19 protein-coding genes are annotated in these 23,747 nt (G+C 74.1%); 6 read left to right on the plus strand and 13 right to left on the minus strand.

Going from position 1 to position 23,747, the window contains the following annotated elements:
- Positions 1 to 1,077: a tRNA 2-thiouridine(34) synthase MnmA gene (gene mnmA, locus ABD340_RS15755; RefSeq protein WP_344589708.1), complete on the minus strand. Its 1,077-nt coding sequence runs from the start codon at positions 1,075 to 1,077 to the stop codon at positions 1 to 3.
- Between the two features lie 78 nt (positions 1,078 to 1,155).
- Between mnmA and ABD340_RS15760 the strand changes: the two genes are divergently transcribed.
- On the plus strand, positions 1,156 to 2,274 hold the full coding sequence (locus tag ABD340_RS15760) for a DUF695 domain-containing protein (RefSeq protein WP_344589709.1): 1,119 nt from the start codon (positions 1,156 to 1,158) through the stop codon (positions 2,272 to 2,274).
- Between the two features lie 20 nt (positions 2,275 to 2,294).
- Here the strand turns inward: ABD340_RS15760 and ABD340_RS15765 are convergent, their stop codons facing one another.
- From ABD340_RS15765 to ABD340_RS15815, 11 genes are all read right to left on the minus strand, one after another.
- Complete coding sequence (locus ABD340_RS15765) at positions 2,295 to 3,449, minus strand: cysteine desulfurase family protein (protein WP_344590688.1); 1,155 nt, start codon at positions 3,447 to 3,449, stop codon at positions 2,295 to 2,297.
- Positions 3,450 to 3,499: 50 nt separating this feature from the next.
- Positions 3,500 to 5,491, minus strand: coding sequence for a transglutaminase-like domain-containing protein (locus tag ABD340_RS15770; protein ID WP_344589710.1), 1,992 nt, complete (start codon positions 5,489 to 5,491; stop codon positions 3,500 to 3,502).
- Complete coding sequence (locus ABD340_RS15775; RefSeq protein WP_344589711.1) at positions 5,491 to 6,612, minus strand: DUF58 domain-containing protein; 1,122 nt, start codon at positions 6,610 to 6,612, stop codon at positions 5,491 to 5,493. The genes ABD340_RS15770 and ABD340_RS15775 overlap by 1 nt, the downstream gene beginning before the upstream one ends.
- The gene (locus ABD340_RS15780; RefSeq protein ID WP_344589712.1) at positions 6,609 to 7,637 is read right to left on the minus strand and encodes an AAA family ATPase; all 1,029 of its coding nucleotides are present in this window, start codon (positions 7,635 to 7,637) and stop codon (positions 6,609 to 6,611) included. Before ABD340_RS15780 ends, ABD340_RS15775 begins: the two co-directional genes overlap by 4 nt.
- Positions 7,638 to 7,948: 311 nt before the next feature.
- Positions 7,949 to 8,899, minus strand: coding sequence for an electron transfer flavoprotein subunit alpha/FixB family protein (locus ABD340_RS15785; RefSeq protein ID WP_344589713.1), 951 nt, complete (start codon positions 8,897 to 8,899; stop codon positions 7,949 to 7,951).
- A gap of 21 nt (positions 8,900 to 8,920) precedes the next feature.
- On the minus strand, positions 8,921 to 9,700 hold the full coding sequence (locus ABD340_RS15790; RefSeq protein WP_344589714.1) for an electron transfer flavoprotein subunit beta/FixA family protein: 780 nt from the start codon (positions 9,698 to 9,700) through the stop codon (positions 8,921 to 8,923).
- Positions 9,701 to 9,921: 221 nt separating this feature from the next.
- Complete coding sequence (locus tag ABD340_RS15795; protein ID WP_344589715.1) at positions 9,922 to 11,313, minus strand: protein kinase domain-containing protein; 1,392 nt, start codon at positions 11,311 to 11,313, stop codon at positions 9,922 to 9,924.
- Between the two features lie 39 nt (positions 11,314 to 11,352).
- Positions 11,353 to 13,305 (minus strand): serine/threonine-protein kinase, encoded by a 1,953-nt coding sequence (locus ABD340_RS15800; RefSeq protein WP_344589716.1) that lies wholly within the window; start codon positions 13,303 to 13,305, stop codon positions 11,353 to 11,355.
- Positions 13,306 to 13,366: 61 nt separating this feature from the next.
- The gene (locus tag ABD340_RS15805; protein WP_344589717.1) at positions 13,367 to 14,191 is read right to left on the minus strand and encodes a serine/threonine-protein kinase; all 825 of its coding nucleotides are present in this window, start codon (positions 14,189 to 14,191) and stop codon (positions 13,367 to 13,369) included.
- 114 nt (positions 14,192 to 14,305) lie between these two features.
- A complete protein-coding gene (locus ABD340_RS15810) occupies positions 14,306 to 15,247 on the minus strand; it encodes an acyl-ACP desaturase (RefSeq protein WP_344589718.1) in 942 nt (313 codons plus the stop codon).
- 256 nt (positions 15,248 to 15,503) lie between these two features.
- Positions 15,504 to 16,286, minus strand: coding sequence for an enoyl-CoA hydratase/isomerase family protein (locus ABD340_RS15815; protein ID WP_344590689.1), 783 nt, complete (start codon positions 16,284 to 16,286; stop codon positions 15,504 to 15,506).
- Between the two features lie 158 nt (positions 16,287 to 16,444).
- Between ABD340_RS15815 and ABD340_RS15820 the strand changes: the two genes are divergently transcribed.
- On the plus strand, positions 16,445 to 19,444 hold the full coding sequence (locus ABD340_RS15820) for a DEAD/DEAH box helicase (RefSeq protein ID WP_344589719.1): 3,000 nt from the start codon (positions 16,445 to 16,447) through the stop codon (positions 19,442 to 19,444).
- Positions 19,444 to 20,241, plus strand: coding sequence for an SWIM zinc finger family protein (locus ABD340_RS15825; protein ID WP_344589720.1), 798 nt, complete (start codon positions 19,444 to 19,446; stop codon positions 20,239 to 20,241). Before ABD340_RS15820 ends, ABD340_RS15825 begins: the two co-directional genes overlap by 1 nt.
- A 205-nt stretch (positions 20,242 to 20,446) precedes the next feature.
- On the opposite strand, the gene ABD340_RS15830 is transcribed toward ABD340_RS15825, so the two are convergent.
- Positions 20,447 to 21,652 (minus strand): sensor histidine kinase, encoded by a 1,206-nt coding sequence (locus ABD340_RS15830; RefSeq protein ID WP_344589721.1) that lies wholly within the window; start codon positions 21,650 to 21,652, stop codon positions 20,447 to 20,449.
- Between the two features lie 100 nt (positions 21,653 to 21,752).
- Between ABD340_RS15830 and ABD340_RS15835 the strand changes: the two genes are divergently transcribed.
- From ABD340_RS15835 to ABD340_RS15845, 3 genes are read left to right on the plus strand one after another with little or no spacing between them, the layout of a single operon-like run.
- Positions 21,753 to 22,628, plus strand: a complete 876-nt coding sequence (locus ABD340_RS15835; protein ID WP_344589722.1) for an ABC transporter ATP-binding protein — start codon at positions 21,753 to 21,755, stop codon at positions 22,626 to 22,628.
- The gene (locus tag ABD340_RS15840; RefSeq protein WP_344589723.1) at positions 22,625 to 23,470 is read left to right on the plus strand and encodes an ABC transporter permease; all 846 of its coding nucleotides are present in this window, start codon (positions 22,625 to 22,627) and stop codon (positions 23,468 to 23,470) included. The genes ABD340_RS15835 and ABD340_RS15840 overlap by 4 nt, the downstream gene beginning before the upstream one ends.
- A 16-nt stretch (positions 23,471 to 23,486) precedes the next feature.
- Entirely contained in the window at positions 23,487 to 23,732 is a 246-nt protein-coding gene (locus ABD340_RS15845; RefSeq protein ID WP_344589724.1) for a helix-turn-helix transcriptional regulator, read from the plus strand.
- The last annotated feature ends 15 nt before the right edge of the window (positions 23,733 to 23,747 follow it).

The following is a 23,747-nucleotide window of genomic DNA, read 5'->3' on the forward strand; positions in this document are numbered from 1 at the left end:
TCAGGCGGGGACGCGGGCGGTCTCCGCGATCGTCGCCGAGCCCAGCACGCGGTCGCCCTCGTACAGCACCGCGGCCTGCCCCGGCGCCACTCCCCGGGCCGGGGCCGCCAGCCGGATCCGCAGCAGGTCGCCCTCGGGTTCGGCCGTGCAGTCGTGCACCTCGCCGTGCGCCCGCAGCTGCACCCGGCAGCCGAACGCCCCGGACGGCCGCTCCGACAGCCACACCGGCCGCTCCCCCACGATCTCGTGGACGTCCAGCGCCTCGCGCGGCCCCACGGTGACGGTGTTGTCCACCGGGGAGATGTCCAGCACGTAGCGGGGCCGGCCGTCCGGCGCGGGACGGCCGATCCGCAGGCCCTTGCGCTGCCCCACCGTGTAGGCGTAGGCGCCGTCGTGCTCGCCGACCTCGTTGCCGTCGGCGTCGACGATCGGGCCGGGCGCGGTGCCCAGCCGGTCGGCGAGGAACCCGCGCGTGTCGCCGTCGGCGATGAAGCAGATGTCGTGGCTGTCGGGCTTGTCGGCCACCTGCAGGCCGCGCCGCTCCGCCTCGGCCCTGATGTCGGCCTTGGCGGTGTCGCCCAGCGGGAACATCGCGTGCGCGAGCTGCTCGGGCGTGCACACCGCCAGCACGTACGACTGGTCCTTGCCCGCGTCGACGCCGCGCCGCAGCACGCCGTCGTCGAGCCGGGCGTAGTGGCCGGTGCAGACCGCGTCGAAGCCCAGCGCCAGCGCCCGGTCCAGCAGCGCCGCGAACTTGATCTTCTCGTTGCAGCGCAGGCAGGGATTGGGCGTGCGGCCCGCCGCGTACTCCTCGACGAAGTCCTCCACCACGTCGCGGTGGAACCGTTCCGCCAGATCCCACACGTAGAACGGGATGCCGATCACGTCGGCGGCGCGGCGGGCGTCCCGGGAGTCCTCCAGGGTGCAGCAGCCGCGCGCCCCGGTCCGGTACGACTGGGGATTGCTGGACAGCGCCATGTGCACACCGGTCACCTCGTGCCCGGCCTCGGCGGCACGAGCGGCGGCCACGGCGGAATCGACGCCGCCCGACATGGCGGCGAGTACGCGCAAAGTCATAACCATCCCAGACTAAGCGCTGCCGATGCCTTGTCGCTGCGGCCCGACCACCGTGTTTCCGCGTACGATGAGCCCGCTATGGGAATCTTCCGCCGTGACCGCGAGCCGTCCGCCGCCACGCCCGCCTCGATCAGCGAGTTCTGGGAGTGGTGGGAGCGGGCGCGCACGCAGATCGAGGCGTCGATCAGCGCCTCCGCGCACGCCGTGCCCCTGGACGACGCCCCCGCCGATAGCGCGGACGCCGCCGGTGAGGGCGACCAGCACGGCGAAGGGCTCCCGGCCGAGATCGTGGAGGAGCTCTCCCGCCGCGTCCACAAGATCCATCCCGGGCTGCAGTGGGAGATCGGCGGCGGTGACGACGACGCCCCGACGCTGACCGTCACCGGCGGGGGCGACCCCGAGCTGCGCGGGCTGGCCGAGCGCTGGCACCGGGCCGTGCCGCGCGCCGCCGCGGCCGGCGGCTGGCGGTACTTCCCGGCCCGCCAGGCCGACCCGGAGATGCTGGAGCACAAGCTGGTCCTCGGCGACCACGAGTTCGACCTCGACTACGTGAAGCTGGGCATGCGGGCCGACGCGGGCCGCGCCCGGGTGCACATCTCCGCCTACCACCCCGACTTCCTGTTCGTGTCGGAGGAGCAGCGGATGCAGGTCGCGCTGCACGTCCTGGACTGGTCCATGGGCGAGGACGACGTGGCCCGCTGGATCGGCGAGGTCACGATCGCGACCGACCCGCCGGTGGACGCGCTGCCGCCGTCGATGCTGCCCGCCGTGGTGGAGCAGATCGCCGAGCCGTTCGGGGAGCCGACCTGGCTGACCGGCGAGAGCCGCACCCCGCGCGGCCATCCGGCGCGGCTGGGCGCGCGGTTCCCGCTGCACCGCCAGGACTACCCGCTGTGCGACCTGCACGTGGCGATCTCGGTGCCGTACGCGCACAGCAACCCCGACCGGCTCCCGGTGGAGCCGTCGTCGGGCGCGCTGCGCAAGTTCGAGAAGAAGCTCGCGTCGCTGGGCGACCGGGCGGTGCTGGCGGTCCGGGAGACCGGCGACGGGCTGCGGGTGTTCCACCTGTACGCCGACCCCGACTCCGGGGTGATCGCCGAGCTGGACCAGATGGCGGCGGGCTGGGCCGAGGGGAAGGCCAAGGTCGCCTCGACCAGCGACCCCGGATGGCGGGCGCTGGCCCCCTACCAGCCCTGAACCGGCCCTGACGGCCCGGTTCAGGAGAGCCCGGCGCGGCGCGCCCGCTCGACGACCGGCCCGATGGCCTCGGCCAGGGCCTTGACGTCCTCCTCGGTGGAGGTGTGGCCTAGGGTGAAGCGCAGCGAGCCGCGGGCCAGGGCCGGGTCGGCGCCCATGGCCAGCAGCACGTGGCTGGGCTGGGACACCCCGGCCGAGCAGGCCGAGCCGGTCGAGCAGGCGATGCCGCGCGCGTCCAGCAGCATGAGCAGCGCGTCGCCCTCGCAGCCGGGGAAGGAGAAGTGCGCGTTCCCGGGCAGCCGGTCGGCGCGGTCGCCGTTCACGATCGCGTCGGGCACGGCCGCCAGCACGGCCTCGATCAGCTGGTCGCGCAGCCCGGCCAGGCGCCGCGCCTCCTCGTCCCGGCGCGCGGCCACGGCCTGGACGGCGGCGGCGAACCCGGCGATGGCGGGGGTGTCGAGCGTCCCCGACCGCACGTCGCGCTCCTGGCCGCCGCCGTGCAGCACGGGCACCGGGTCGACGCCCTTGGCCAGCAGCAGGGCGCCCACGCCCAGCGGGCCGCCGATCTTGTGCCCGCTGAGGCTGACGGCCTGCGCGCCGGAGGCGTGCAGGCCGACCTGGAGGTGGCCGGCGGCCTGGACGGCGTCGGTGTGGAACGGGACCCCGTGCTCGCGGGCGACGGCGGCCAGCTCGGCGACCGGCTGGACGGTGCCGACCTCGTTGTTGGCCCACATCACAGTGATCAACGCCACATCGGGGCCGACCGGCCCGCGCAGCGCCTCGGGCAGGATCCGGCCGCGGTCGTCCACCGGGATCCGCTCGATCCGCGCGCCCTCGCGGTCGGCCAGCCACTGCACGCTGTCGAGCACCGCGTGGTGCTCGGCCGCGCCCACCAGGACCCGGGTGCGCGCCGGGTCGGCGGCGCGCCGGGCCCAGTACAGGCCCTTGACCGCGAGATTGTCGGCCTCGGTGCCGCCGGAGGTGAACACCACCTCGCTGGGGCGGGCGTCGAACGCCTCGGCGATGACCTCCCGGGACTCCTCCACCACCCGGCGCGCCCGCCGCCCCGCCGCGTGCAGCGAGGACGGGTTGCCGAGACGTCCCAGTTCGGCCGTCATCGCCGCGACCGCCTCGGGCCGCATCGAGGTGGTCGCCGCATGATCGAGGTAGGTCACCACGCGCTCAACAATATCCGGGACGCGTGCGCCTTCCGGAGGGACCACCGCTACCGCTCGTCCTCCGGGCGGGCCACGGCGGACGTGGCCAGGAGCAGCAGCGCGCGCGGCTTGCCGACATCGGCGGCCAGGGCGCGGGCGATCCGCCGCCGGGACCCCGGCGGCGCGGGGCCCGGCGCGTACCGCGCCCGTTCGGCGTCGGCGGCCACCTCCGCCATGTGCGGGCCGATGTGGACGAGATGCGTGCGCAGGTCGCTGAGCGTGGTCGCGGGCGTGACCGGTCCGCCGGTCCGGACGGCGAGCCGTTCCAGCAGTTCGCCGCCGTGCCCGCGGCCGCGCCTGGAGCGGCGCCGCAGCGTCAGCCCGAGGACGGCGGCCAGCACCAGCGACAGCACCGTGGCCGGGCCGGCCAGCGCGACGCCGCCGGAGTCCTTGGCGGGCGGCGGCGACAGCGGGTCGATCTCCGCGGCCACCTGCGCGTCCGCCGCCGGGGTCGGGTCGAACGGCACCCAGCCGACGCCCTCGAAGTAGACCTCGATCCAGGCGTGCGCGTCGGTGTCGCGCACCTTGTAGATGCCGTCCTCGGGCTTGCCGGTCGCGAACCCGGCGGCCACCCGCGTCGGCACTCCCGCCAGCCGCAGCAGCAGCGCGGCCGCGCCGGCGAAGTGCTGGCAGTAGCCGGTGCGGCTGTTCACCAGGAAGTCGACGAGCGGGAAGCCGACGTTCTGCCGCACCTCGGTGGAGTAGCGGAAGCGGCCGCCCTCGGACAGGTACCGCTCGACCCGCTCGACGACCTCGTACTGCGACCGCGCCCCGCTGCCGAGCTGCCGGGCGAGCGTGATCACCTGGCCCATCTCCGGGACGCGGGCGATGAACCGCGCCACCCCCGGCGTCACTTCAGGCGAGGTCCCGAACTGCCCCAGGTTGCCCGACAGCCGTTCGCCGCCCCACCGGTACATGAGGTTGATGTAGGGGTACAGCGCGGGATCGCTCGGCGCCGGCGCGAGCCGCAGTGCCCGCGGGTCTGCCCGCACCATCTCGGCCTCGACTCGGTAGACGTCGTCCTGCCGGGGCTGCGGGATCACCCGCTGCGCCTCTCCCGGCATCGTGTCGACCTTGCCGGACGACTCGACCGACATGATCCGTCCAGGGGACACCACCTGGGAGTCGCGCAGGCCGCGCACCCGCACCTCGATGTCGACCGGTTCGGCGGCGGGCTCGGGCAGCCGCTCGCGCAGCACGCCGCCGCCGACCTCCCAGCCGCGCCAGCTGTAGCGTTCCAGCACCTGCATCCGCCACAGCGCGGGACGCGGCGAGGTGATCTCCAGCATCGTGGCGCCGCTGCGCCGGTCGGTGATCGGGCCGTACGACTGGGTGGTGTTGAGCGTCTGGAACTGCTCCTCGCGGCCGACCATCTCGTCGAAGTTCAGCCACTGCGAGCGGGGGCCCAGCGCCTGCGCGGAGACGGTCGCGACGACGGCCGCGGACGTGCCGAGCACCAGCACCGGCAGCGCGGCCCGGCGCGGCGCGAACCACAGCAGCCCGGCCAGCAGCAGCGCCGCGCCCGGCCAGGCCGTCTCGTCGGTCTGCCGGATCGCGGCGGCCACCACCCACGGCATGGTCAGGACGGCGAACGCCGTGCCCGACCGCAGCCGGCTCGCGGGCGCGGGCGCGGCCAGCGCGGCGGCCAGCAGGTAGAGCGCGCCGGCGCCCAGCAGCCAGAGCGAGCGGGTGTTGATGTCGCCCGCGCTCTGCCCGGGGACGAGCAGCGCCAGCTCGCGCACGCCGTCCGCCAGCGCGTGCGCGACGCTGTCCCACCCGCTCGGCCACAGCCAGCCGGCCGGGGCGCCGCCCGCGAGCAGCGCCGCGGGCGGCCAGAGCAGCTGCGCCGCGATCGCCGGCGCGGGCGGCAGCCGCCGGACGGCCAGCGCGACGGCCGCGAACGCGGCGGCCGGGCCGATCCACAGCACCCGCCAGCCGAGCAGCGGCGCCCAGGCCGCGATCGTCACCGCGACGGCCAGCAGCAGACCCGCGGCGCGCATCACCGCACCGGCTCCGGTTCCCTGGACGCCGTGCCGATGGTGGCGACGAAGGCCAGGTCGTGGCCGGTCGGCATCGGGACGACCCCGGGCGGCAGCGGCGGCCGCTCCGGGCCGAGGTCGAGGCCGGGCGGCACATGGACCACCGACGAGCCGCGCCCGCCCGGGGGCCGGCGCGCCCCGCCCTGCCGCCCCGGTTCGAGCAGCGCGAGCCGGCGGTGCACGGCGCGCCAGGTGGCGCCGTCCACGACCGCCATGGGGGCTTTGGCGCCGGGCAGCAGGACCTCGCAGCCGCCGCTGCGCGCCAGCGACAGCGCGCATCCGGCGGCGGCCCGCGCCACCCAGTCGACCGCGCGCGGATCGGTGGCACCGGAGGTGTCGACGATGACCAGCGGCAGCCCGGTCGGCGGTGCGGCGATCCGCCGCTCCTGCAGTTCGCCGCCGCGCGCCAGGGACGGCCAGTGCACCCGGCTGATCGGGCTGCCCGGCACGTAGGGGCGCAGCCCGTCGGGTTCCAGATCGTCGGCGCGGGCGCCGCGCGGCGGGACGATCCGGGCGTCGGTGCCGGGCTCGGGCAGGATCAGCACCGGCTCGGGCACCCCGGCGGTCACCGGCCTGCGCAGGATGCCGAGCGGGTCGCCGAGCCGCATCGGGGACGGGCCGACGACGTGCGCGCCGCGCCGCTCGACGAACAGCTCCACGGTGCCGCCATCGCGGTCCAGCGGCACCCAGGTGTGGGGGCCGGTGCGCACTTCCAGCCGGATCGGCAGCCAGGACGGCATCCGCACCCGGAACTCCAGCGGCAGCGGCTCGTCCTCGCGCGCCTCCCGGACCGGCAGGGTGCGGACGATGGCGGGCCGTCCGGCGGCGAGCAGCACCACGGCGGCGGCGCCGGCCACGGTCAGGACCAGCCCGATGGCGAGGGTGAAGACCGTGAGGGAGGGCAGCGCGCCCGCGAGCGCGATCAGCATCGCCGCCGCCAGCAGCCACAGCGCCCACCGCCCGGTGACGCGGTCGGGCCGCCGCCGCGGCCGGAACCGGGGGGCGGGCACGGACGCGGGCACGGACGCGGGCAGGGACGCGAGCGCCCGGCGGAGCGGGCCGGGGGCGGCGGAGCCGTTCATCGCGCGCGGACCTGCCGGACCGCGTCCTCGACGATCTCCCGGGCCGCGCTCGCCGGCGCCGCCGCGGTCGGCTGCAGCCGGTGCGCGAGGACGGTGACGGCGAGCGCCTGCACGTCGTCGGGCAGCACGAACGCCCGGCCGTTGAGCGCCGCGCGGGCGCGGGCGGCCGCCAGGATCAGCAGCCCGGCGCGCGGGCTGGCGCCCACCTCGGCGAGCGGGTGGTCGCGGGTCGCGGCCAGCAGCTCGACGACGTACCGCAGCAGCGGGTCGGCGGCGTGCACGCCGGCGACCGCCTGCTGCGCCGCCAGCAGCCGCTCCGGGTCGGTGACCGCCGCCGCGCCCGGCTCGGGGCCCGCCCGCAGCAGCTCCATCTCCTGGTCGGCGGTGGGGTAGCCGAGCGAGACCTGCGACAGGAACCGGTCGAGCTGCGCGGGCGGCAGCGGGTAGGTGCCGTCGTAGCCGGCGGCCGGGTTCTGCGTGGCGATGACGACCATGGGCGCGGGCAGCGGGCGGCTCTCGCCGTCCACGGTGACCTGCCGTTCCTCCATCGCCTCCAGCAGCCCGGACTGCGTCTTGGGGGTGGCCCGGTTGATCTCGTCGACCAGCACCACGTTCGCGAACACCGGGCCGGCGCGGAACTCGAACTCGCCGCTGTCGGCGCGCCACACGTTGGCGCCGACGATGTCGGCGGGCAGCAGGTCGACGGTCGCCTGCACGCGGGCGAAGCGGCCGTCGAGGGTGCGGGCCAGGCTGCGCGCGAGCTGCGTCTTGCCGACGCCCGGGTGGTCCTCCACCAGCAGGTGGCCGCCCGCGAGCACGGTGGCGAGGACGACCTCCAGCACGTCGGCGGGCATGCGGACCGCGCCGGCGATGCTGTCGCGGAGGCGGTCGCCGAGCCGGGCCACCTCGTCCACGGTCAGTGGAACGCGCTCGCGGGGGGTGACCGACAGCGGCCGGGGCGCCGGGGTCAGCCGCCCGTGCGGCGCCGCCCGAGTGTGTCCGTTGCTTTCGGGAATCGCTTCCATGGCTCCCTTGGGGGTCTTCGGTCACCGCTCGCACTCACAACGCGGACGAGGCGCCGCACTGTTCCATACGGCACGCGGCGCGGGCGGCGTTCACGGCCGCCCGGAGCCCGTCCCGTGCGCAGGGCGGGACGGCACCGCGGCCCCGTCCCGCGTCGGCAGTCTTCCCACCCTCACCGAAAAAGCACCTAAAGCCCCACAGAGCGGAAGTATCACCCGGCACCTCGCGAGCGGCCGCGGACCCCGGAACGCGCAACGGCCGGGACGGTCGCCCGTCCCGGCCGTTCCAGCAGCTCGCACCGCGTGCGCGGTGATCACTTGCGCTTGGTGATCTCCTCGGTGAGCTGCGGCGCCACCTGGAACAGATCGCCGACCACGCCGTAGTCGACCAGCTCGAAGATCGGCGCCTCGGGGTCCTTGTTGATGGCGACGATCGTCTTGGAGGTCTGCATGCCGGCCCGGTGCTGGATGGCGCCGGAGATACCGACCGCGATGTACAGCTGTGGCGACACGGTCTTACCGGTCTGGCCGACCTGGAACTGGTGCGGGTACCAGCCGGCGTCGGTCGCGGCGCGGGAGGCGCCCACGGCCGCGCCGAGCGAGTCGGCCAGGCCCTCGATGATGGTGAAGTTCTCGGCGCCGCCGACGCCGCGGCCGCCGGAGACCACGATCGCGGCCTCGGTCAGGTCGGGGCGCTCGCCCTTCTCCTGGACGACCTTCTCCACGATCTTCGCGGCCTTGTCGGCGTCCGACAGCGCGACCGACACCTGCTCCTCGGCCGGCGTGACCGCGTTCGGCTCCGGCGCGACCGAGTTCGGCCGCACCGCGATGATCGGCGTGCCGGTGTTCACCTTGGCGTGCGCGATGATGCCGCCGCCGAAGATGGAGTGCTCGCCGACGAAGCCCTCGGCGACGTCCACCACGTCGGTGAGGACGCCGGAACCGGTCTTGACCGCCAGCCGCCCGGCGACCTCCTTGCCCTCGGCGGTGGCCGACACCAGCACCGCGGCGGGCGACTTCTCGTTCACCAGCTGCGCGAGCAGCGCCGCCTTCGGGGCGACGACGTAGGAGTTCAGCTCCTCGTCGGCGGCCACGTAGACCTTGGCGGCGCCGTACTCGCCGAGCCTGTCCTTGGCGCCCTCGTAGCCGGGACCGATCCAGACCGCGGCCGGCTCGCCGAACCGCCCGGCCAGCGTCAGCAGCTCGAGGGTGACCTTCTTCACCTCGCCGTCGACGTGGTCGACGAGGACGAGAATCTCAGCCATTGTCGTGCTTCCCTTCCTCGCTCAGACGAACTTCTTCGACGCGAGGAACTCGGCGATCTTCGCGCCGCCGTCGCCCTCGTCGGTGACGATCTGCCCCTGTTCCCGCGGCGGGGCCTCGGCGAAGTCCACCACCGCGGTGGCGGCGCCGGCCAGGCCGACCTGGCCGGCGTCGATGCCCGCGTCGGCGATGCCGAGCGTCTCGACCGGCTTCTTCTTGGCCGCCATGATCCCCTTGAACGACGGGTAGCGCGGCTCGTTGATCTTCTCGACCACGCTCACCACGGCGGGCAGGCTCGCCTCGACCTTGTCGTAGCCGTAGTCGGTCTGCCGCTGGATCTTGATGGCGGTGCCGTCGATCTCGACCTTGTTGGCCAGCGACAGCTGCGGCACGCCCAGGCGCTCGGCGAGCATCGCGGCCAGCACGCCGGTGCGCGCGTCGGTGGACTCCGAGCCCAGGATCACCAGGTCGAACCCGGTGCGGCCGAGGATCTGCTGGACGGCGTACGAGGTCTGCAGCGCGTCGGAGCCGACCAGGGCGTCGTCGACGAGGTGCACGGCCTTGTCCGCGCCCATGGCCAGGGACTTGCGGATCGAGTCGGTCGCCTTGTCGGGCCCCATGGTCAGGACGGTCACCTCGCCGCCGTGGGCCTCCTTGACGCGCAGCGCCTCCTCGATGGCGTACTCGTCGAGCTCGTTGATGACACCGTCCGCGGCGGCACGGTCGAGCGTGCTGTCCTCGGACTTCAGCTTGCGCGGGCTCTCCGTGTCGGGAACCTGCTTCACCAGGACGACGATGTTCATGGCCGGTGGCCGACCTCCCATGCACTCTTCTGGGCCGCTGCGGGAGCGGCAGAGGGGCGCCGCCCATGGCGGGTCGACGCGGTCTGGAATGCGTTAGCACCTCACAGCCTGCCAAAGACCCGAACACGCTTCGGCCCCGGGTCCCCGATTAGCCGTGCCACCCTTATGTTACCCGCCGGTAGCCTGTGGGCAAAATCTCCGCCACTGAGAGATGTCCCACGTCAGAGCAGAGCACTCTGGAAGCGGCCGACGGCGTTCTCCAGACCGCTCTGCAGGCCGTACAACGGCGCCAGGCTCGGGGTCAGCGAGATCGCCGCGACCACCGCGCACAGCGCCAGCACGCCCAGCACGATCCCCGCCAGGGCGATCCGGCGCGGCGCGCGCACCACCGACGCGAACGCCGCCTCCAGCCCCCGGCGCGGGCCCCTGACCCCCGGCCCCGCCCACAGGACGCCGACCGCCGCGCCCGCGCCGAACGCGCAGGCCCCCAGCGGGTCGACCTCCACCTTGACCGCCGACATCCCGGCCAGGCCCAGCGTGACCAGGACGGCGGCCGCCGCCGCGTACGGCACGCTCAGCGCGGTGCGCACCAGCGCCCGCGCCGCACCGTCCGCGCCCGCCCGCAGCACCGTGACCGCCACCAGCGACAGGAAGATCCCCGCGAGCGGCAGCGCGATGGCGATCCCGACCGCGATGACCATCACCATGACCGTGAGCAGCCGCGCCCAAGCCCGCGCGACCGCCATCTCATGCGCCGCACGCCGGTCCGGCGCCGCCAGACGCGAGGCCTCCGACGCAGGAGGAGAAACCGCAGAGCGCTCCTCTTCTCCTGGCGCTTGCACGGGACGCGAAGCAGCAGGCGTCAGGCGCGCCTCCTCTGCGGGCGCATGTTCTGAACGCGGGGCAGCGGACGCCGCGGCCCGGTCCGGCGGTGCGGGAGTCAGGTGCGGTTCCGGCTCTTCGAGTGAGGTGAGTTCGACGGCGGCGAGCGCTTCGGCGAGCCCCTCGGGCGTGATGGAACAGGTCCACGCGGCGCGCAGCAGCAGGCGGAGTGGCTCAGGGATGGCCTCCCCTCTGGCGGCGGCGGGGTAGTCCTCGCCGAAGCATTCCGGATCGGCCGTCGCGGCGAAGGCGACGTTGCACGTCCAGGCGCGCAGGTCCGCCGCGGGCCCGCCGGGCACCAGGCCGAAGTCGATGACGACCGGCGCTCCGTCCACCACCAGGATGTGGTCGGGGCGCAGATCGCCGTGGGTCAGGCCGGTCCGGTGGAGAGCGGCGATGGCCTTGGCCAGGCCCAGCGCCAGCCGACGCAGTTCGGCGCCCTGGAGAGGGGCCGTCAGCCACTCGCCCAAGGGGCGTCCCGGGACGAAGCGGCTGACGATGTAGGGCGGGGCGCCGTCACCGTCGCCGTCCAGGACGTCGACGACGTACGGGCTCCGCACCTCCTTCATGCGCGCGAGGTCGTACTCCCCGGGCGGCAGCACTCTGATCGCGACGTCCCGGCCGGACGCGTCGGCCGCGCGATGGACGACCCCGACCCCGCCGCCGACGCGGTCCAGCAGCCGGTACTGCCCGAGGTGCCGGATTCCGGCGGTGTTCGTTTCCCTGCCCATAAGGCTCGTCACCCTATCGATCACGTGTGCCCGGGGCCGTCACATGAAGGGGAGCCCGCCGGTGAAGAGTTCGCGGATATCGGTGCGCAGGTCTTCCAGGTCCTGGCTCATGCCGTCGATCGGCGTGGTGTCGGGCGGCTGCTGCTGCGACAGGGCGACCAGGACGACGGCGAAGATCCCCAGGATCAGCGCCGCCGCCATCGCCGCCTCGGTGCGCGGCAGCATCGCGCCCCACAGCCGCGCCATCTGGCGGCGCGGCGCACCGCTCCCCGGCGCCAGGCACAGCAGGAGGATCACCGCCATGGACGAGTACGCGATCGCCCGCGACGCGCTCATGCCGGACTGGGCGAACATGAGCACCCCCAGCAGGATCATCCCCGCCAGCGCGCCCAGCCCCGCCAGGAGCAGCGTCATCAGCACGGCTCCGGGCAGGTGCAGCGGCGACTTCAACGCCGCCGCCACCGCGTCGCCGGACCGCGGGCCGCGCCGGGTCTGCTTGCTCTCCATCCCCTTGGCGGCCTTGTCGCCCATCCGGAGCACCAGCACGCCGGCCACCGTGACGCCCAGGGCGAGGAGCGGGGCGATGTGCGCGAATCCCAGCAGGGCGACCAGGACGAGGAAGCTGAGCAACCGGTACCAGCCGTACGGCTTGCGCCGCTCCGCCTCACGCGGGGGCTTGTCGGGGCGCCGCTCGGGACGCTGAGCCGGCCGCTGGTCGGGGCGCGGATGGGTGCCCTGGCCGTACGGATCATACGGGGCGGGCGCCGGCGGCGGCCCGGGCGGCGGCGCGCCCTGCTGGTCACCGCGCTGCAGCGCGCCCTGCGAGGGCTGCGCCTGGTACGGGGCGTACGACGCCTGCTCGTACCAGCCCTGGTCGTACCGCGGGCCGGTGTCGTACGGGCTCGGCCCCGGCGGCGGCACCGGCGGCGGCGCGGCCGGGGGCAGCATCCCCTTGAAGTCCTTGGGCTGGGACGGCGCGGGGGCCGGGACCGGCGCCGGCGCGGGCACCGGCGGGGGCGTCGCGGTCTCGGCCGCCGCGGACGGCCGTGCCTCCTGCGACTCCGCCGGCGGCAGGGAGAAGGTCTGCGCGTGATCGGTGGGCGGCCGCTCCACCGGCTGCGAGGCGGCCGGCCCGGAATCGGGCAGCGTGTAGTGGTCGTCGACGCGGGTCGTGTCGGTGATGGTCGTCTCGAAGTGGATCCGCCGGGTCAGCTGGCCGAGGCTGACCGCGGTGGGCCGCTCGGCCGGGTGCCGGGCCATCGCCGAGCGCAGCACCGGCAGCAGCGCCTGCGGCACCCCGTCCAGGTCCGGCGTACTCGACATGATCTTGTAGAAGATCGATTCGAAGGTGCCGGAGCCGAACGGCGGCCGGCCGGTGGCGGCGTAGGCCACCGTGCCCGCCCAGGCGTGCACGTCCGACGGCGCGCCCGCGTCCTCACCCTCGATGATCTCCGGGGCCAGGTAGCCGGGCGTGCCGATCACCATGCCGGTGGCGGTCAGCCGGGTGGCGTCCGCGCCCTGCGCGATGCCGAAGTCGATGACCACCGGCTCGGTGTCGACCAGCATCACGTTGCCGGGCTTGAGGTCGCGGTGGATGATCCCGGCGCCGTGGATGGCCGACAGCGCCGCGGCCAGCCCGACCGCCAGCCGCTGCAGCGCGTGCCCGTGCATCGGGCCGCCGTCCTCGACCAGCTCCTCCAGCGTGCGCCCCGGCACGTACTGGGTGACGATGTAGGGCCGGTCGGCGGTGACGTCGGCGTCGAGGATCTCCGCGACGTGGGGGCTGTGCACGCGGCGCATCGAGTCGACCTCGCGGGCCAGCCGGCGGCGTGCGGTGGCGTCCCCGGCGACGGCGGGGCGCAGCACCTTGATGGCGACGTTGCGTCCCTCCGGGTCGGCGCCGAGGTACACGACGCCCATCCCGCCCTCCCCCAGGGTCTTCAGGACGCGGTAGTGGCCGATACGGTCCCCGGACGTGGCAACCCCCTCCATCGTTTACGAAACCCTACCTTCGCCTCGTGGGCCGGGCCGATCGCCACGGCCGTATCCGGCACTATGCGACGGACGCCCCTTCTCGATCGGTGACGCCCACGTTGCCCTCCGCCAGCGCCCCCGCGAACCAGCGGGCGGTCGGCCGCCGCGTCGGGTCGCGGCGCAGCCCCAGCGGCAGCAGCGAGGCCAGCGGCTCGCCGATCCCGGCCAGGTCGTGCTCTCCGCGCAGGATGCGGAAGCAGACCGCGGGCACCGTCCCGGCGCCGAACGGCGGGCGCCCGGTACCGGCGAAGGCGAGCGTGGCGGCCCAGGAGAACACGTCCGACGCCGCCGTCGCGGGCTCCCCCTCGATCAGCTCCGGCGCCAGGAAGGCCGGGGTCCCGGCCAGCACGCCGCGCGCGGTGGTCTGGGCGGCGCCCCGCTCCCGGGCGATCCCGAAGTCGATCAGGATGGGCCGGTCGCCCAGCACGATCACGTTCTTGGGGGCCAGGTCGCGGTGCAGCACCCCGGCGTCGTGCACCGCCGCCAGCGCCAGCGCCAGCCGCCGGGCCAGCCGCGGCAGCCGCTCGCCGCCGAACGGGCCGTACTCGGCGACCAGGTCGCCGAGCGGGCTGCCGGGGGCGTACTGCATCACCAGGTAGGGCTGGTCGGCGTCGACCTGCCCGTCCAGCAGCCGCGCCACGTAGTCGCTGCGGACCCGCGACTGCACCGCCATCTCCATGGCCAGGGCACGGCGCCCCGCGGGCTCGGCGGCGTACTCGGGCCGCAGCCTTTTCAGCACGACCTCGCGGCCCGCGGAGTCCATGGCCAGGTGGACGACAGAGGTCGTCCCCCGGCCGATCTCGTCCAGCAACCGATACCCGCCCAGTCGCCGTTGCGTCCCCATACACCCTTTGACGCCAGAAGTAGGGCGGTCGTTCCTAACGAGATACTTCCGTGACTCGAGATACCGCCGTGACGCTCCCCGGCCACGACACCCCCGCTCCCCCAGAGCCGGTTCTCAGCCGGACCGGCGGGCAGCCTGCCGGGCCCGGCGGGCGTCCCGGCGCTCCTCGAACTTGCGCGCCTGCGTGTCGAGGTGCTCCAGGTACTCCGCCAGCTCGTCGCGGGCCTTGTCGCCGTCGCCGGTGAGGTCGGTGCGGTCGAACAGCCCCCACTTGCGCAGGACGGGGATCAGCACGTCGTCGTGGTGCAGCCGCAGGTCGTAGATCCCCGCGTTCGCGATGATCACCGACTTGCGCAGGAACCCGTCGATGCCGTGCCCCGGCATCTGGAACGCCTTGACCACCTCGGTGATCGCCCGCGCCGTCTCGTTCGGGGCGATCTCCATCGCGGCCGCCATCAGGTTCCGGTAGAAGATCATGTGCAGGTTCTCGTCGGCGGCGACCCGGGCGAGCATCTGCTCGCAGATCGGGTCGCCCGACGCCCTGCCGGTGTTGCGGTGCGCCACCCGCGTCGCCAGCTCCTGGAACGACACGTACGCGGCGCCGTGCAGGAACTCGGTGCCGTGCGCCGCCTCGAACCCCTCCTCCATGTGGTGCATCCGGGCCCGCTCCAGCGCGATCGGATCGACCGCCCGGGTGACCGTGAGGTAGTCGCGGATGACGATGCCGTGCCGGTTCTCCTCGGCCGTCCACCGGTTGACCCAGGTGCCCCAGGCGCCGTCGCGGCCGAACACCTCGGCGATCGCGCGGTGGTAGCCGGGCAGGTTGTCCTCGGTCAGTAGGTTGACGATCAGCGACTCGCGCGCCTCCACCGCGAGCTTGGAGTCCTCGGGCGTCCACCCCTCCCCGCCGAGCGGGCCGTCGAAGTCGCGGCCCTGCCCCCACGGGACGTACTGATGGGGGAACCACTCCTTGGCCATCGAGAGGTGGCGGTCGAGCTCCTTCTCCACCACCGGCTCGAGGTCGAGCATCAGCTTGGTCTGCAACGGCAGGGGCATACGCGCTTCCTTCGCTGTACGGAGTGGCCGCCGGGCGGCGCGACCACCGTCCCACGGCTTCGGAAAACGGTCCCGAGCAGGCACAACACAACCTACTTAACCGTAGGTTCGATGCTCGCGAGCCCCACCGCCCGCGTCAAGTCACCCCACGAACAAGCAGAGCGCGCCATTTCTTGTAGGCGTACACGAAACAACGGCCCCGGCTCGGCCCGGCCGCCCGGCGAAGCACTCCGTCAGCCACGCGCCGACGCGGACCTCACCGGCCGGTGAACTTGGCCTTGCCCGGACCCTCCTCGATGAAACTGCGCATGCCGTTCTTCTGGTCGTCGGTGGAGAACAGCGCCGCGAACTGCGTCCGCTCGATCTCCAGGCCGGTGCCCAGATCGACCTCCCAGCCCGCGTCGATCGCCTGCTTGGCCGCCCGCAGCGCGATCGCCGGGCCGCCCACGAACGTCGCCGCCCACTCCCTGGCCGCCGGGTAGACCTCCGCGTCCGGCACGACCTTGTCGACCAGACCGATCTCCAGCGCCTCCGCGGCCGACACGTGCCGCCCGGAGAAGATCAGGTCCTTGGCGCGGGCCGGGCCGATCAGCCGCGCCAGCCGCTGCGTGCCGCCCGCGCCCGGGATGATCCCCAGCTGGATCTCCGGCTGCCCGACCTTGGCGCCCTCGCCCGCCACCCGGAAGTCGGCGGTCAGCGCCACCTCCAGGCCGCCGCCCAGCGCATACCCGTTCACCGCCGCGATCACCGGCTTGGGGATCCCGGCCAGCGCCTTGGCGAAGTCCTGCAGGAGCCGCGAATGGCCGCCGGCCATCTCCGCGTACGACATCCCGGCCATCTCCTTGATGTCCGCGCCCGCCGCGAACACCCGCTCACCGCCGTAGAGGATCACCGCGCCGGCCTCGTCGTCCTGGGTGACCTCCCGGGCCGCCTCGATCAGCTCCCGCTGCATCTGCGCGTCCAACGCGTTCATCTTCGGCCGGTCCAGCCGGATCGTCGCGATGCCGTCCTCGACCTCGACGCGCACGAACTCCGCCACAACGTCCTCCACAGGGCACTCGTTACAGAACCGTTCCCGAGACTGCCCCAGAGCCTAACTTCCCGGCCTCTCTCCGCCCCGCCCCGGCCCTGCCTGTCGGACCCCGCTGGTAGCTTCAGGACCGCCCGCCTCACCTGCACGTCCGGGGGATCTGCGTCATGCTCGTCGCGCACGCCACATGGCACGGCGGTGCACTGTGCCTGTGGGCCGAGCGCACCGGCCCCGGCGACGCCGGGGCCACGGAGGCCCACCCCTTCGCCACCCGCGACTTCACCGGCACCTCCTACGAGCCGCTGGTCAAGGGCGCGGCACGGGTCGAGCTGACGATGACGCTTCCCACTCACGCCGGGCAGCCCGTCCCGTCCGCCGAGCTCGGCCCGCGCCCGATGGACGACGACCCGGAGCTGCGCGACTGGCGGGTGCCCGCGCTGGTGCTGGAGCCCTTCCCGGCGATGTCCCTGCTCCAGACCGCGGAGCACGCCGCCGACGTGATCCCCGGCTCCGACCTGCGCTACCTGTGCCTGCTCGCCGACGAGGCCGTGCACCTGGCCGAGCGCGGCCGGGTGCTGCCCCGGCTGCTGCGCGAGGACGGCGACCTGGTCGCGCGCTGGCACCCCGTCCTCGACGACGCCGGCCGCCTCGCCGACCTCGTCGGCGCCATGCCGTCCGCCTGCCGCGCCGCGGACGGGGGCCGCCCCGCCGCCGACGTCCTGCGCGAGGCCCTGTCCGGCCTGGTCGACACCGCCGTGCGCGGGGTCGTCCCGCACCCGCTCCTGCCGCCCCGCCGCGGCAAGGCCCCCGACCGCCTGCCCCTCGCCGAACGGTGGGTGGAGGCCCTGACCGGCCCGTCCCCCGAGGTGGCCCGCGAGCCCCGCGACGACGCCGACGACCTGATCGCCGAACTGGACGCCTGGGCCGCCGCGGCGCGCCGTCCGACCGGCCCCCTCCGCGTCTGCTTCCGCCTGGCCGAACCGCAGCCGGGCGAGCCCGCCGACCGCAAGGAACAGCCGCACGACGCGTGGCGGGTGGAGTTCGCGCTGCAGGGCACCGACGACCCGAGCCTGTACGTCCCGGCGGCGACGCTGTGGGCGGGAGAGGCGGCCTCGATCCCCGACGCCGAGGAGACCCTCCTCGGCGGCCTGGGCCGGGCGCTGCGCCTCTTCCCCGACATGGCCCCGGCCCTGGACACCCCGACCCCCTTCGAACTGCCCCTCGACACCGCCGGTGCGTTCCGGTTCCTCCGCCAGGCGGCCCCGCTGCTGTCGGCCGCGGGCTTCGGCGTCCTGCTCCCCCAGTGGGCGGGCAAGGCCAGGCTCGGCATGAAGCTCACCACCCGCACCGAGGACGCCGAGGGCTCCGGCGCCGCCGCCTCGTCCGGGTTCGACCTCCAGGGCATGGTCGACTTCCGCTGGGACCTGGCGATCGGCGACGACACGATCGACGAGGCCGAACTGGAGGAGCTGGCCCGCCTCAAGACGCCCCTGGTCCGGCTGCGCGGCCAGTGGGTCGAGCTGGACGAGGAGCAGCTCGAGGCCGCCCTCGATTTCCTCCGCCGCCCCCGTCAGGGCTCCATGACCGCCGCCGAGGCGATGCGCGCGGTCATCCACGCCGGCGACGAGACCCTCCCCCTGGCCGAGGTCGACGCCGACGGCACGTTCGGCGACCTGCTCAGCGGCGAGTCCGACCGCCGCCTCACCCCCATGAAGACCCCCGAGGGCTTCAACGGCACCCTCCGCCCGTTCCAGGAACGCGGCCTCGCCTGGCTCGCCTTCCTCGAACGAATCGGACTCGGCGGAATTCTGGCGGATTCCATGGGTTTGGGGAAAACCGCGCAGACGCTGGCGTTGCTGGCCGCCGAGCGGGAGGGCAAGGAAGCTCCCGCGCCGACCCTGCTGATCGGGCCGATGTCGCTGGTGGGGAACTGGCAGCGGGAGGCGGCCCGGTTCACGCCGAAGCTCCGCGTGTACGTCCACCACGGCACGGCGCGGCACCGGGACGACGAGCTGGTCGAGGCGGTCGGCGGGGCCGACCTGGTGCTCACCACCTACGGGACGGCGGCACGCGACGCGGAGGCGCTGGCCCGGATCGAGTGGGGGCGGGTGGTGTGCGACGAGGCGCAGGCCCTCAAGAACAGCGGGACGCGGCAGGCGCGGGCGGTGCGCAGCATCCCGGCGCGGACGCGGATCGCGCTGACCGGGACGCCGGTCGAGAACCATCTGACCGAACTCTGGTCGATCATGGAGTTCGCCAATCCCGGTCTGCTGGGGCCGCGGTCGGCGTTCCGCGAGCGGTTCGCGGTGCCGATCGAGCGGGAGGGCGACGAGCGGGCGGCGCAGGCGCTGCGACGGGCGACCCAGCCGTTCATCCTGCGGCGCTTGAAGACCGACCGGTCGATCATCTCGGACCTGCCGGAGAAGCAGGAGATCAAGGTCTACTGCAACCTGACCACCGAGCAGGCCTCGCTGTACCAGGCGACGCTGGACGACATGCTCGCGCAGATCGCCGAGTGTGACGAGCGGCAGCGGCGCGGGCTGGTGCTGGCGACGATGGCGAAGCTGAAGCAGGTCTGCAACCATCCGGCGCACCTGCTCAAGGACGGCTCGCGGCTGCCCGGCCGGTCCGGGAAGTTGGAGCGGCTTGAGGAGATCTGCGCGGAGGTCCTGGAGCAGGGCGAGAAGGCACTGGTCTTCACGCAGTACGCGGAGTTCGGGTCGATGCTGCGGCCGTATCTGGCGGCACGGCTGGAGCGGCCGGTGCTGTGGCTGCACGGCGGCACGTCCAAGGAGCAGCGGGACGAGCTGGTGCAGCGCTTCCAGGGCGAGGACGAGCCGTCGATCTTCCTGCTGTCGCTGAAGGCGGCGGGCACCGGGCTGACGCTGACGGCGGCCAACCACGTCGTGCACGTCGACCGCTGGTGGAATCCGGCGGTCGAGGACCAGGCCACCGACCGCGCGTTCCGCATCGGCCAGACCAGGAACGTGCAGGTCCGCAAGTTCATCTGCGTCGGCACGATGGAGGAGCGGGTGGACGAGATGATCGAGCGCAAGAAGGCGCTGGCCGAGTCGATCGTCGGCACCGGGGAGGACTGGCTCACCGAGCTGTCGGTGGCCGAGCTGCGCGATGTGCTGCGCCTGTCGCCGGAGGCGGTGAGCGCCTGATGGACTTCGAGTGGCGCGAGCCGATCGAGGCCGACGGGATCCGCGCGCGGACACGGCGCGGGTCGATCGGGTCGGCGTGGTGGTCGCGGCGGTTCATCGACCTGGTGGAGTCGTTCGCCGACTCGGGACGGCTGCAGCGGGGCCGGTCGTACGCGCGCAAGGGCCAGGTGCTCGACCTGCGGGTGGAGCGGTTCGAGGTGACCGCGCGGGTGCAGGGGTCGGTCGAGGAGCCCTACGAGGTCGCCCTGGGCATCGAGGCCATTCCCGAGTCCGGCTGGCGCCGGGTCGAGGAGGAGTTGGCGTCGCGGGCGGTGTTCCAGGCTCGGCTGCTGGCCGGTGAGATGCCGCCGGAGATCGAGTGGGTGTTCGCCGAGCTGGGCTTCGCCCTCTTCCCGGGCTCGGCGGAGGAGCTGCACATGATGTGCAGCTGCCCCGATTGGGGCGACCCGTGCAAGCACGCCGCCGCCGTGCTCTACCTGCTGGCCGAGGCGTTCGACGATGACCCGTTCCTCATCCTGGCGTGGAACGGCCGCACCAAGGACCAGCTGCTGAAAGCGCTGCGGCGCAGGCCGGGCGCGGCACCCGACCCGTTGGAGATGGAGGCCGAGCCGTTGACGGCCGCCGGTTTCTGGACGCCTCCGTCGGGCCTCGCAGCGCTACGGGAGAGACGCCCCACGCCCCCCGTCCCGCCCGGGTTCATCCTCCAGGTCGCAACACCCCCGGCAGTCCGAGTACGCCGAAGCGACCTCACCGACGTTCTAGCCCCCGCATATAACGCCCTCTCTTCCGAAAACTGACCACCCTGTTCACCGCCGGGCCAGCGCCCCACGGTGGTGTGGGGCGGAGCCCCGCTGGGATGGGGGTGTCCCAGAGCGAACGCTCAGGTGAGCGCAGGGACGCGCCCGTGCCGTCCTGGGGGCAAGGGGCGGCGCCTCAAGGGGGTGTGGCGGCGGAGCCCCTGCCGGGGGGCGCCGCCGGGGTGGGCGGACCCTGGAGGGAGCGCTAGCGACCGGAGGGGGCCGTTCGCCCCGCCTGGGGGTCTGGGGGGTGGCTCCCCAGGTAAGCAACGGGGAGGCGGGCGCTGACGCGGTAGCCGCCGTCGGCGGGGCCCGCCTCGAAGGCGCCGCCGAGCGCCTCGGCGCGTTCGCGCATGCCGCGCAGGCCGTTGCCGGATCCGGCGTGTTGCCCGCCCGGGACGGGACGGCCGTCGTCGACGATCTCCACGAGCACCTCCGCCGGGGCGAGCCGGACGCGGACGGCGGCGGAGGCGGCGTCGGAGTGCCGGGTGACGTTGGTGAGGGCCTCCTGCACGATGCGGTACACGGCCAGGTCGGTCTCGGGCGGCAGCATGCGCGGCTCGCCCTCGATCTCGACGTGGACGGCGGTCCCCGCGGCGGTGCTGCGCTCGGCGAGTTCGCCCAGGCGGGCGAGGCCCGGCGCGGGGGCGGTGGGCGCCTGCTCGTCGACCTGCCGCAGCATGCCGAGGGTGGTGCGCAGCTCGCGCAGCGTCTCCTTGCTGGCCTGCTTGATCGCGTCGAGCGCGGCCTGGTGGGCGGCGGGGTCGCCGCCGTGCAGGGCGGCGGTGGCCTGCACGTTGATCAGCGAGATGTTGTGGCCGAGGATGTCGTGCAGTTCGCGGGCGATGCGCAGCCGTTCCTCGGTGGCGCGGCGCCGGGCCTCCTCCTCGCGGCCGTGCTCGGCGGCCAGCGCGCGCCGGTCGGCCTCGCGCAGGTAGGCGCGCCGGTTGTGGACGACCCCGCCGACGGCGACGACGGCGACGAACCAGCCGGCCAGCATCCAGATCGCGGCGTCCTCCAGGTGGTTGACGCTGCTGCCCGCCTCGCCGTAGGCCACCACGCCCATCGCGACGGCGGCGACGAGCACCGCGGCGCGCACGCGGCCCTCGGCGGCGGCGGTGTAGAGCGCCGCCACGAACGCGATCATGATCGGCCCGTCCGGCTCGGTGGTCGGGTAGTACACGGCGGCCGCGACCATGGTGATCACCAGCACCGCGGCGGGGTGGCGGCGCCGCAGGTACAGCGCGCCGCAGGCGGTCACGATCAGCGCCCAGCCCAGTCCGGGGACGGGCGCGCGGTCGTCGCCGCCGGCGTCGGCCCAGAGGGTGGCGCCCAGCACGATCACCAGGCAGCACAGGGCCCAGGCCGCGTCGGCGGACCGGCCGCGCGGGGGCCGGATCGGTACACGCACCGCCCCATCCTGCCAGCTTCCTCCACATCGCTGCCATGCGACGAGATGTAGTACTTCTGCTATCTTCAATCACAGACATACGCTAGAGAGGGAGAGGGTTATGACAGGTCCGGCCATCCGAACACGCGGCCTGCGGATGCGGTACGGCCGTACCGAGGTGCTGCGGGGCGTCGATCTGGAGATCGCGCGCGGCGAGGTGTTCGCCCTGCTCGGGCCGAACGGGGCGGGAAAGACCACCACGATCGAGATCCTGGAGGGGTTCCGGCGCCGGTCCGGGGGCGAGGTCACGGTGCTCGGCGCCGACCCGAAACGCGCCGGTGAGCGGTGGCGCGGCCGCCTCGGCATCGTCCTGCAGGACTGGCGCGACCATCCCCGCTGGGGCGTCCGGCAGCTCCTGGCGCACATGGCCGGCTTCTACCCCGACCCGCGCGACCCCGACGAGCTGCTCGAGACGATGGGCCTCACCGCCCAGGCCGGGCAGACCGTGGGCCGGCTGTCGGGCGGGCAGCGCCGCCGCCTGGACGTGGCGCTCGGCATCGTCGGCCGTCCCGAACTGCTGTTCCTCGACGAGCCCACCGCCGGCTTCGACCCGCGGGCGCGGCACGAGTTCCACGGGCTGATCGGCGGGCTGGCCCGGGACGAGGGCATGACCATCCTGCTCACCACGCACGACCTGGCCGAGGCCGAGCGCCTGGCGGACCGGATCGCGATCCTGGTCGGCGGCGCGGTCGCGGTCTGCGGCACGCCCGCCGGCCTGGCCGACCGGGTCCGCGCGGGCTCCTGGGTGCGCTGGATCGAGGACGGCACCGAGCGCGCCGCCACGACGCCCGACCCGTCCCTGCTGGCCTGGGAGCTGCACCAGCGGTTCGGCGGTCCGGTCCCCGGGCTGGAGATCCGCCGTCCCTCGCTGGAGGAGACCTACCTGGGGCTGACCACCGCCGGCGTCCCCACCGAGCCTGAAAGGACCGCGGCATGAGCATGGCGATCGGCCTGCGGCGGGGCCGCGCCGAGTACGTGCACTACCTGCGCGACCGGCGGGAGGTCGTCGGGAGCCTGATCGGCACCGTGGGGGTGTTCGTCGCGCTGGCCCGCTGGCAGGCGGGTGTGCCGGTGGAGGGAACGACGGCGTCCAGGGCGGTGCTGATGGCGGCGGGGTTCATCGCGTTCAGCGTGTTCTCGGTGGCGCTGATGAACCTGCCGATGACGATCGCGGCGGACCGCGAGGAGGGGGCGCTGCTGCGGTTGCGGGCCGTCCCGGGCGGGGTCCGGGCCTACCTGGTCGGGCGCGGGGTGTCGCTGCTGGCGCAGATCGCCACGTACGTGGTGCTGATGCTGGCGGCGGGGCTCGCGTTCGCCGGGCTGTCCCTGCCCACGGCGGTGGGCGACTGGTTCACGCTCGCGTGGGTGCTGGTCCTGGGCACGCTGGCGGTCGTGCCGTTGGGGGCGGTGCTGGGCGTGCTGCTGCCCGGCCCGCGGAACGCCGCGAGCATCGTCGCGCTGCCGATCACCGGCCTGATGATCGTGTCCGGGGTGATGTTCCCGGTGACGGTCATGCCGGCACCGGTGCAGTGGGCGGCGCAGGCGTTCCCGCTGTACTGGCAGGGCTTGGGGCTGCGGTCGGTGTTCCTCCCGGACTCGATGCTCGCGGCCGAGATCGGCGGGAGCTGGCGTCCGGTGGAGACGGCGGCGGTGCTGGGCGCGTGGACGGTGGCGGGGCTGGCGCTGGCGCCGTGGGTGCTGCGCCGGACCGCGGCCCGCGAGTCGGGCGCCCGCACAGGGGCCGGGCGCCGGGAACGGCTCGCGGGGGCCGGCCGCTGATCGGCTACGGGAGACTGTGCCGGTGTCCACGGACAAAGAGCACGTCCACAACCGGATCGCCGTACTGCGGGCCGAGCGGGGGGTGTCGCGGCGCGAGCTGGCGACGGCCCTGGGGGTCCACTACCAGACGATCGGCTACCTGGAACGCGGCGAGTACAGCCCGAGCCTGTACCTGGCCCTGCGCATCGCCGCCTACTTCGAGGTCCCGGTCGAGGTCGTCTTCTCGCTGGCGCCCTTCCCGCGGCTCGGCAGTACGAACTGATACAAGCTGGAACGA

Origin of the sequence: Actinomadura vinacea (assembly GCF_039532545.1) — a bacterium.
In the GTDB taxonomy this organism is placed as follows: domain Bacteria; phylum Actinomycetota; class Actinomycetes; order Streptosporangiales; family Streptosporangiaceae; genus Spirillospora; species Spirillospora vinacea.

Coding starts and splice junctions, on each gene's coding strand:
- mnmA (WP_344589708.1), bottom strand. CDS start 1,077: ATGACTTTGCGCGTACTCGCCGCCATGTCGGGCGGCGTCGATTCCGCC.
- ABD340_RS15835 (WP_344589722.1), top strand. CDS start 21,753: ATGACAGGTCCGGCCATCCGAACACGCGGCCTGCGGATGCGGTACGGC.
- ABD340_RS15800 (WP_344589716.1), bottom strand. CDS start 13,305: ATGGAGGGGGTTGCCACGTCCGGGGACCGTATCGGCCACTACCGCGTC.
- ABD340_RS15790 (WP_344589714.1), bottom strand. CDS start 9,700: ATGAACATCGTCGTCCTGGTGAAGCAGGTTCCCGACACGGAGAGCCCG.
- ABD340_RS15795 (WP_344589715.1), bottom strand. CDS start 11,313: ATGGGCAGGGAAACGAACACCGCCGGAATCCGGCACCTCGGGCAGTAC.
- ABD340_RS15820 (WP_344589719.1), top strand. CDS start 16,445: ATGCTCGTCGCGCACGCCACATGGCACGGCGGTGCACTGTGCCTGTGG.
- ABD340_RS15770 (WP_344589710.1), bottom strand. CDS start 5,491: ATGCGCGCCGCGGGTCTGCTGCTGGCCGTCGCGGTGACGATCGCGGCC.
- ABD340_RS15825 (WP_344589720.1), top strand. CDS start 19,444: ATGGACTTCGAGTGGCGCGAGCCGATCGAGGCCGACGGGATCCGCGCG.
- ABD340_RS15760 (WP_344589709.1), top strand. CDS start 1,156: ATGGGAATCTTCCGCCGTGACCGCGAGCCGTCCGCCGCCACGCCCGCC.
- ABD340_RS15780 (WP_344589712.1), bottom strand. CDS start 7,637: ATGGAAGCGATTCCCGAAAGCAACGGACACACTCGGGCGGCGCCGCAC.
- ABD340_RS15810 (WP_344589718.1), bottom strand. CDS start 15,247: ATGCCCCTGCCGTTGCAGACCAAGCTGATGCTCGACCTCGAGCCGGTG.
- ABD340_RS15805 (WP_344589717.1), bottom strand. CDS start 14,191: ATGGGGACGCAACGGCGACTGGGCGGGTATCGGTTGCTGGACGAGATC.
- ABD340_RS15840 (WP_344589723.1), top strand. CDS start 22,625: ATGAGCATGGCGATCGGCCTGCGGCGGGGCCGCGCCGAGTACGTGCAC.
- ABD340_RS15785 (WP_344589713.1), bottom strand. CDS start 8,899: ATGGCTGAGATTCTCGTCCTCGTCGACCACGTCGACGGCGAGGTGAAG.
- ABD340_RS15775 (WP_344589711.1), bottom strand. CDS start 6,612: ATGAACGGCTCCGCCGCCCCCGGCCCGCTCCGCCGGGCGCTCGCGTCC.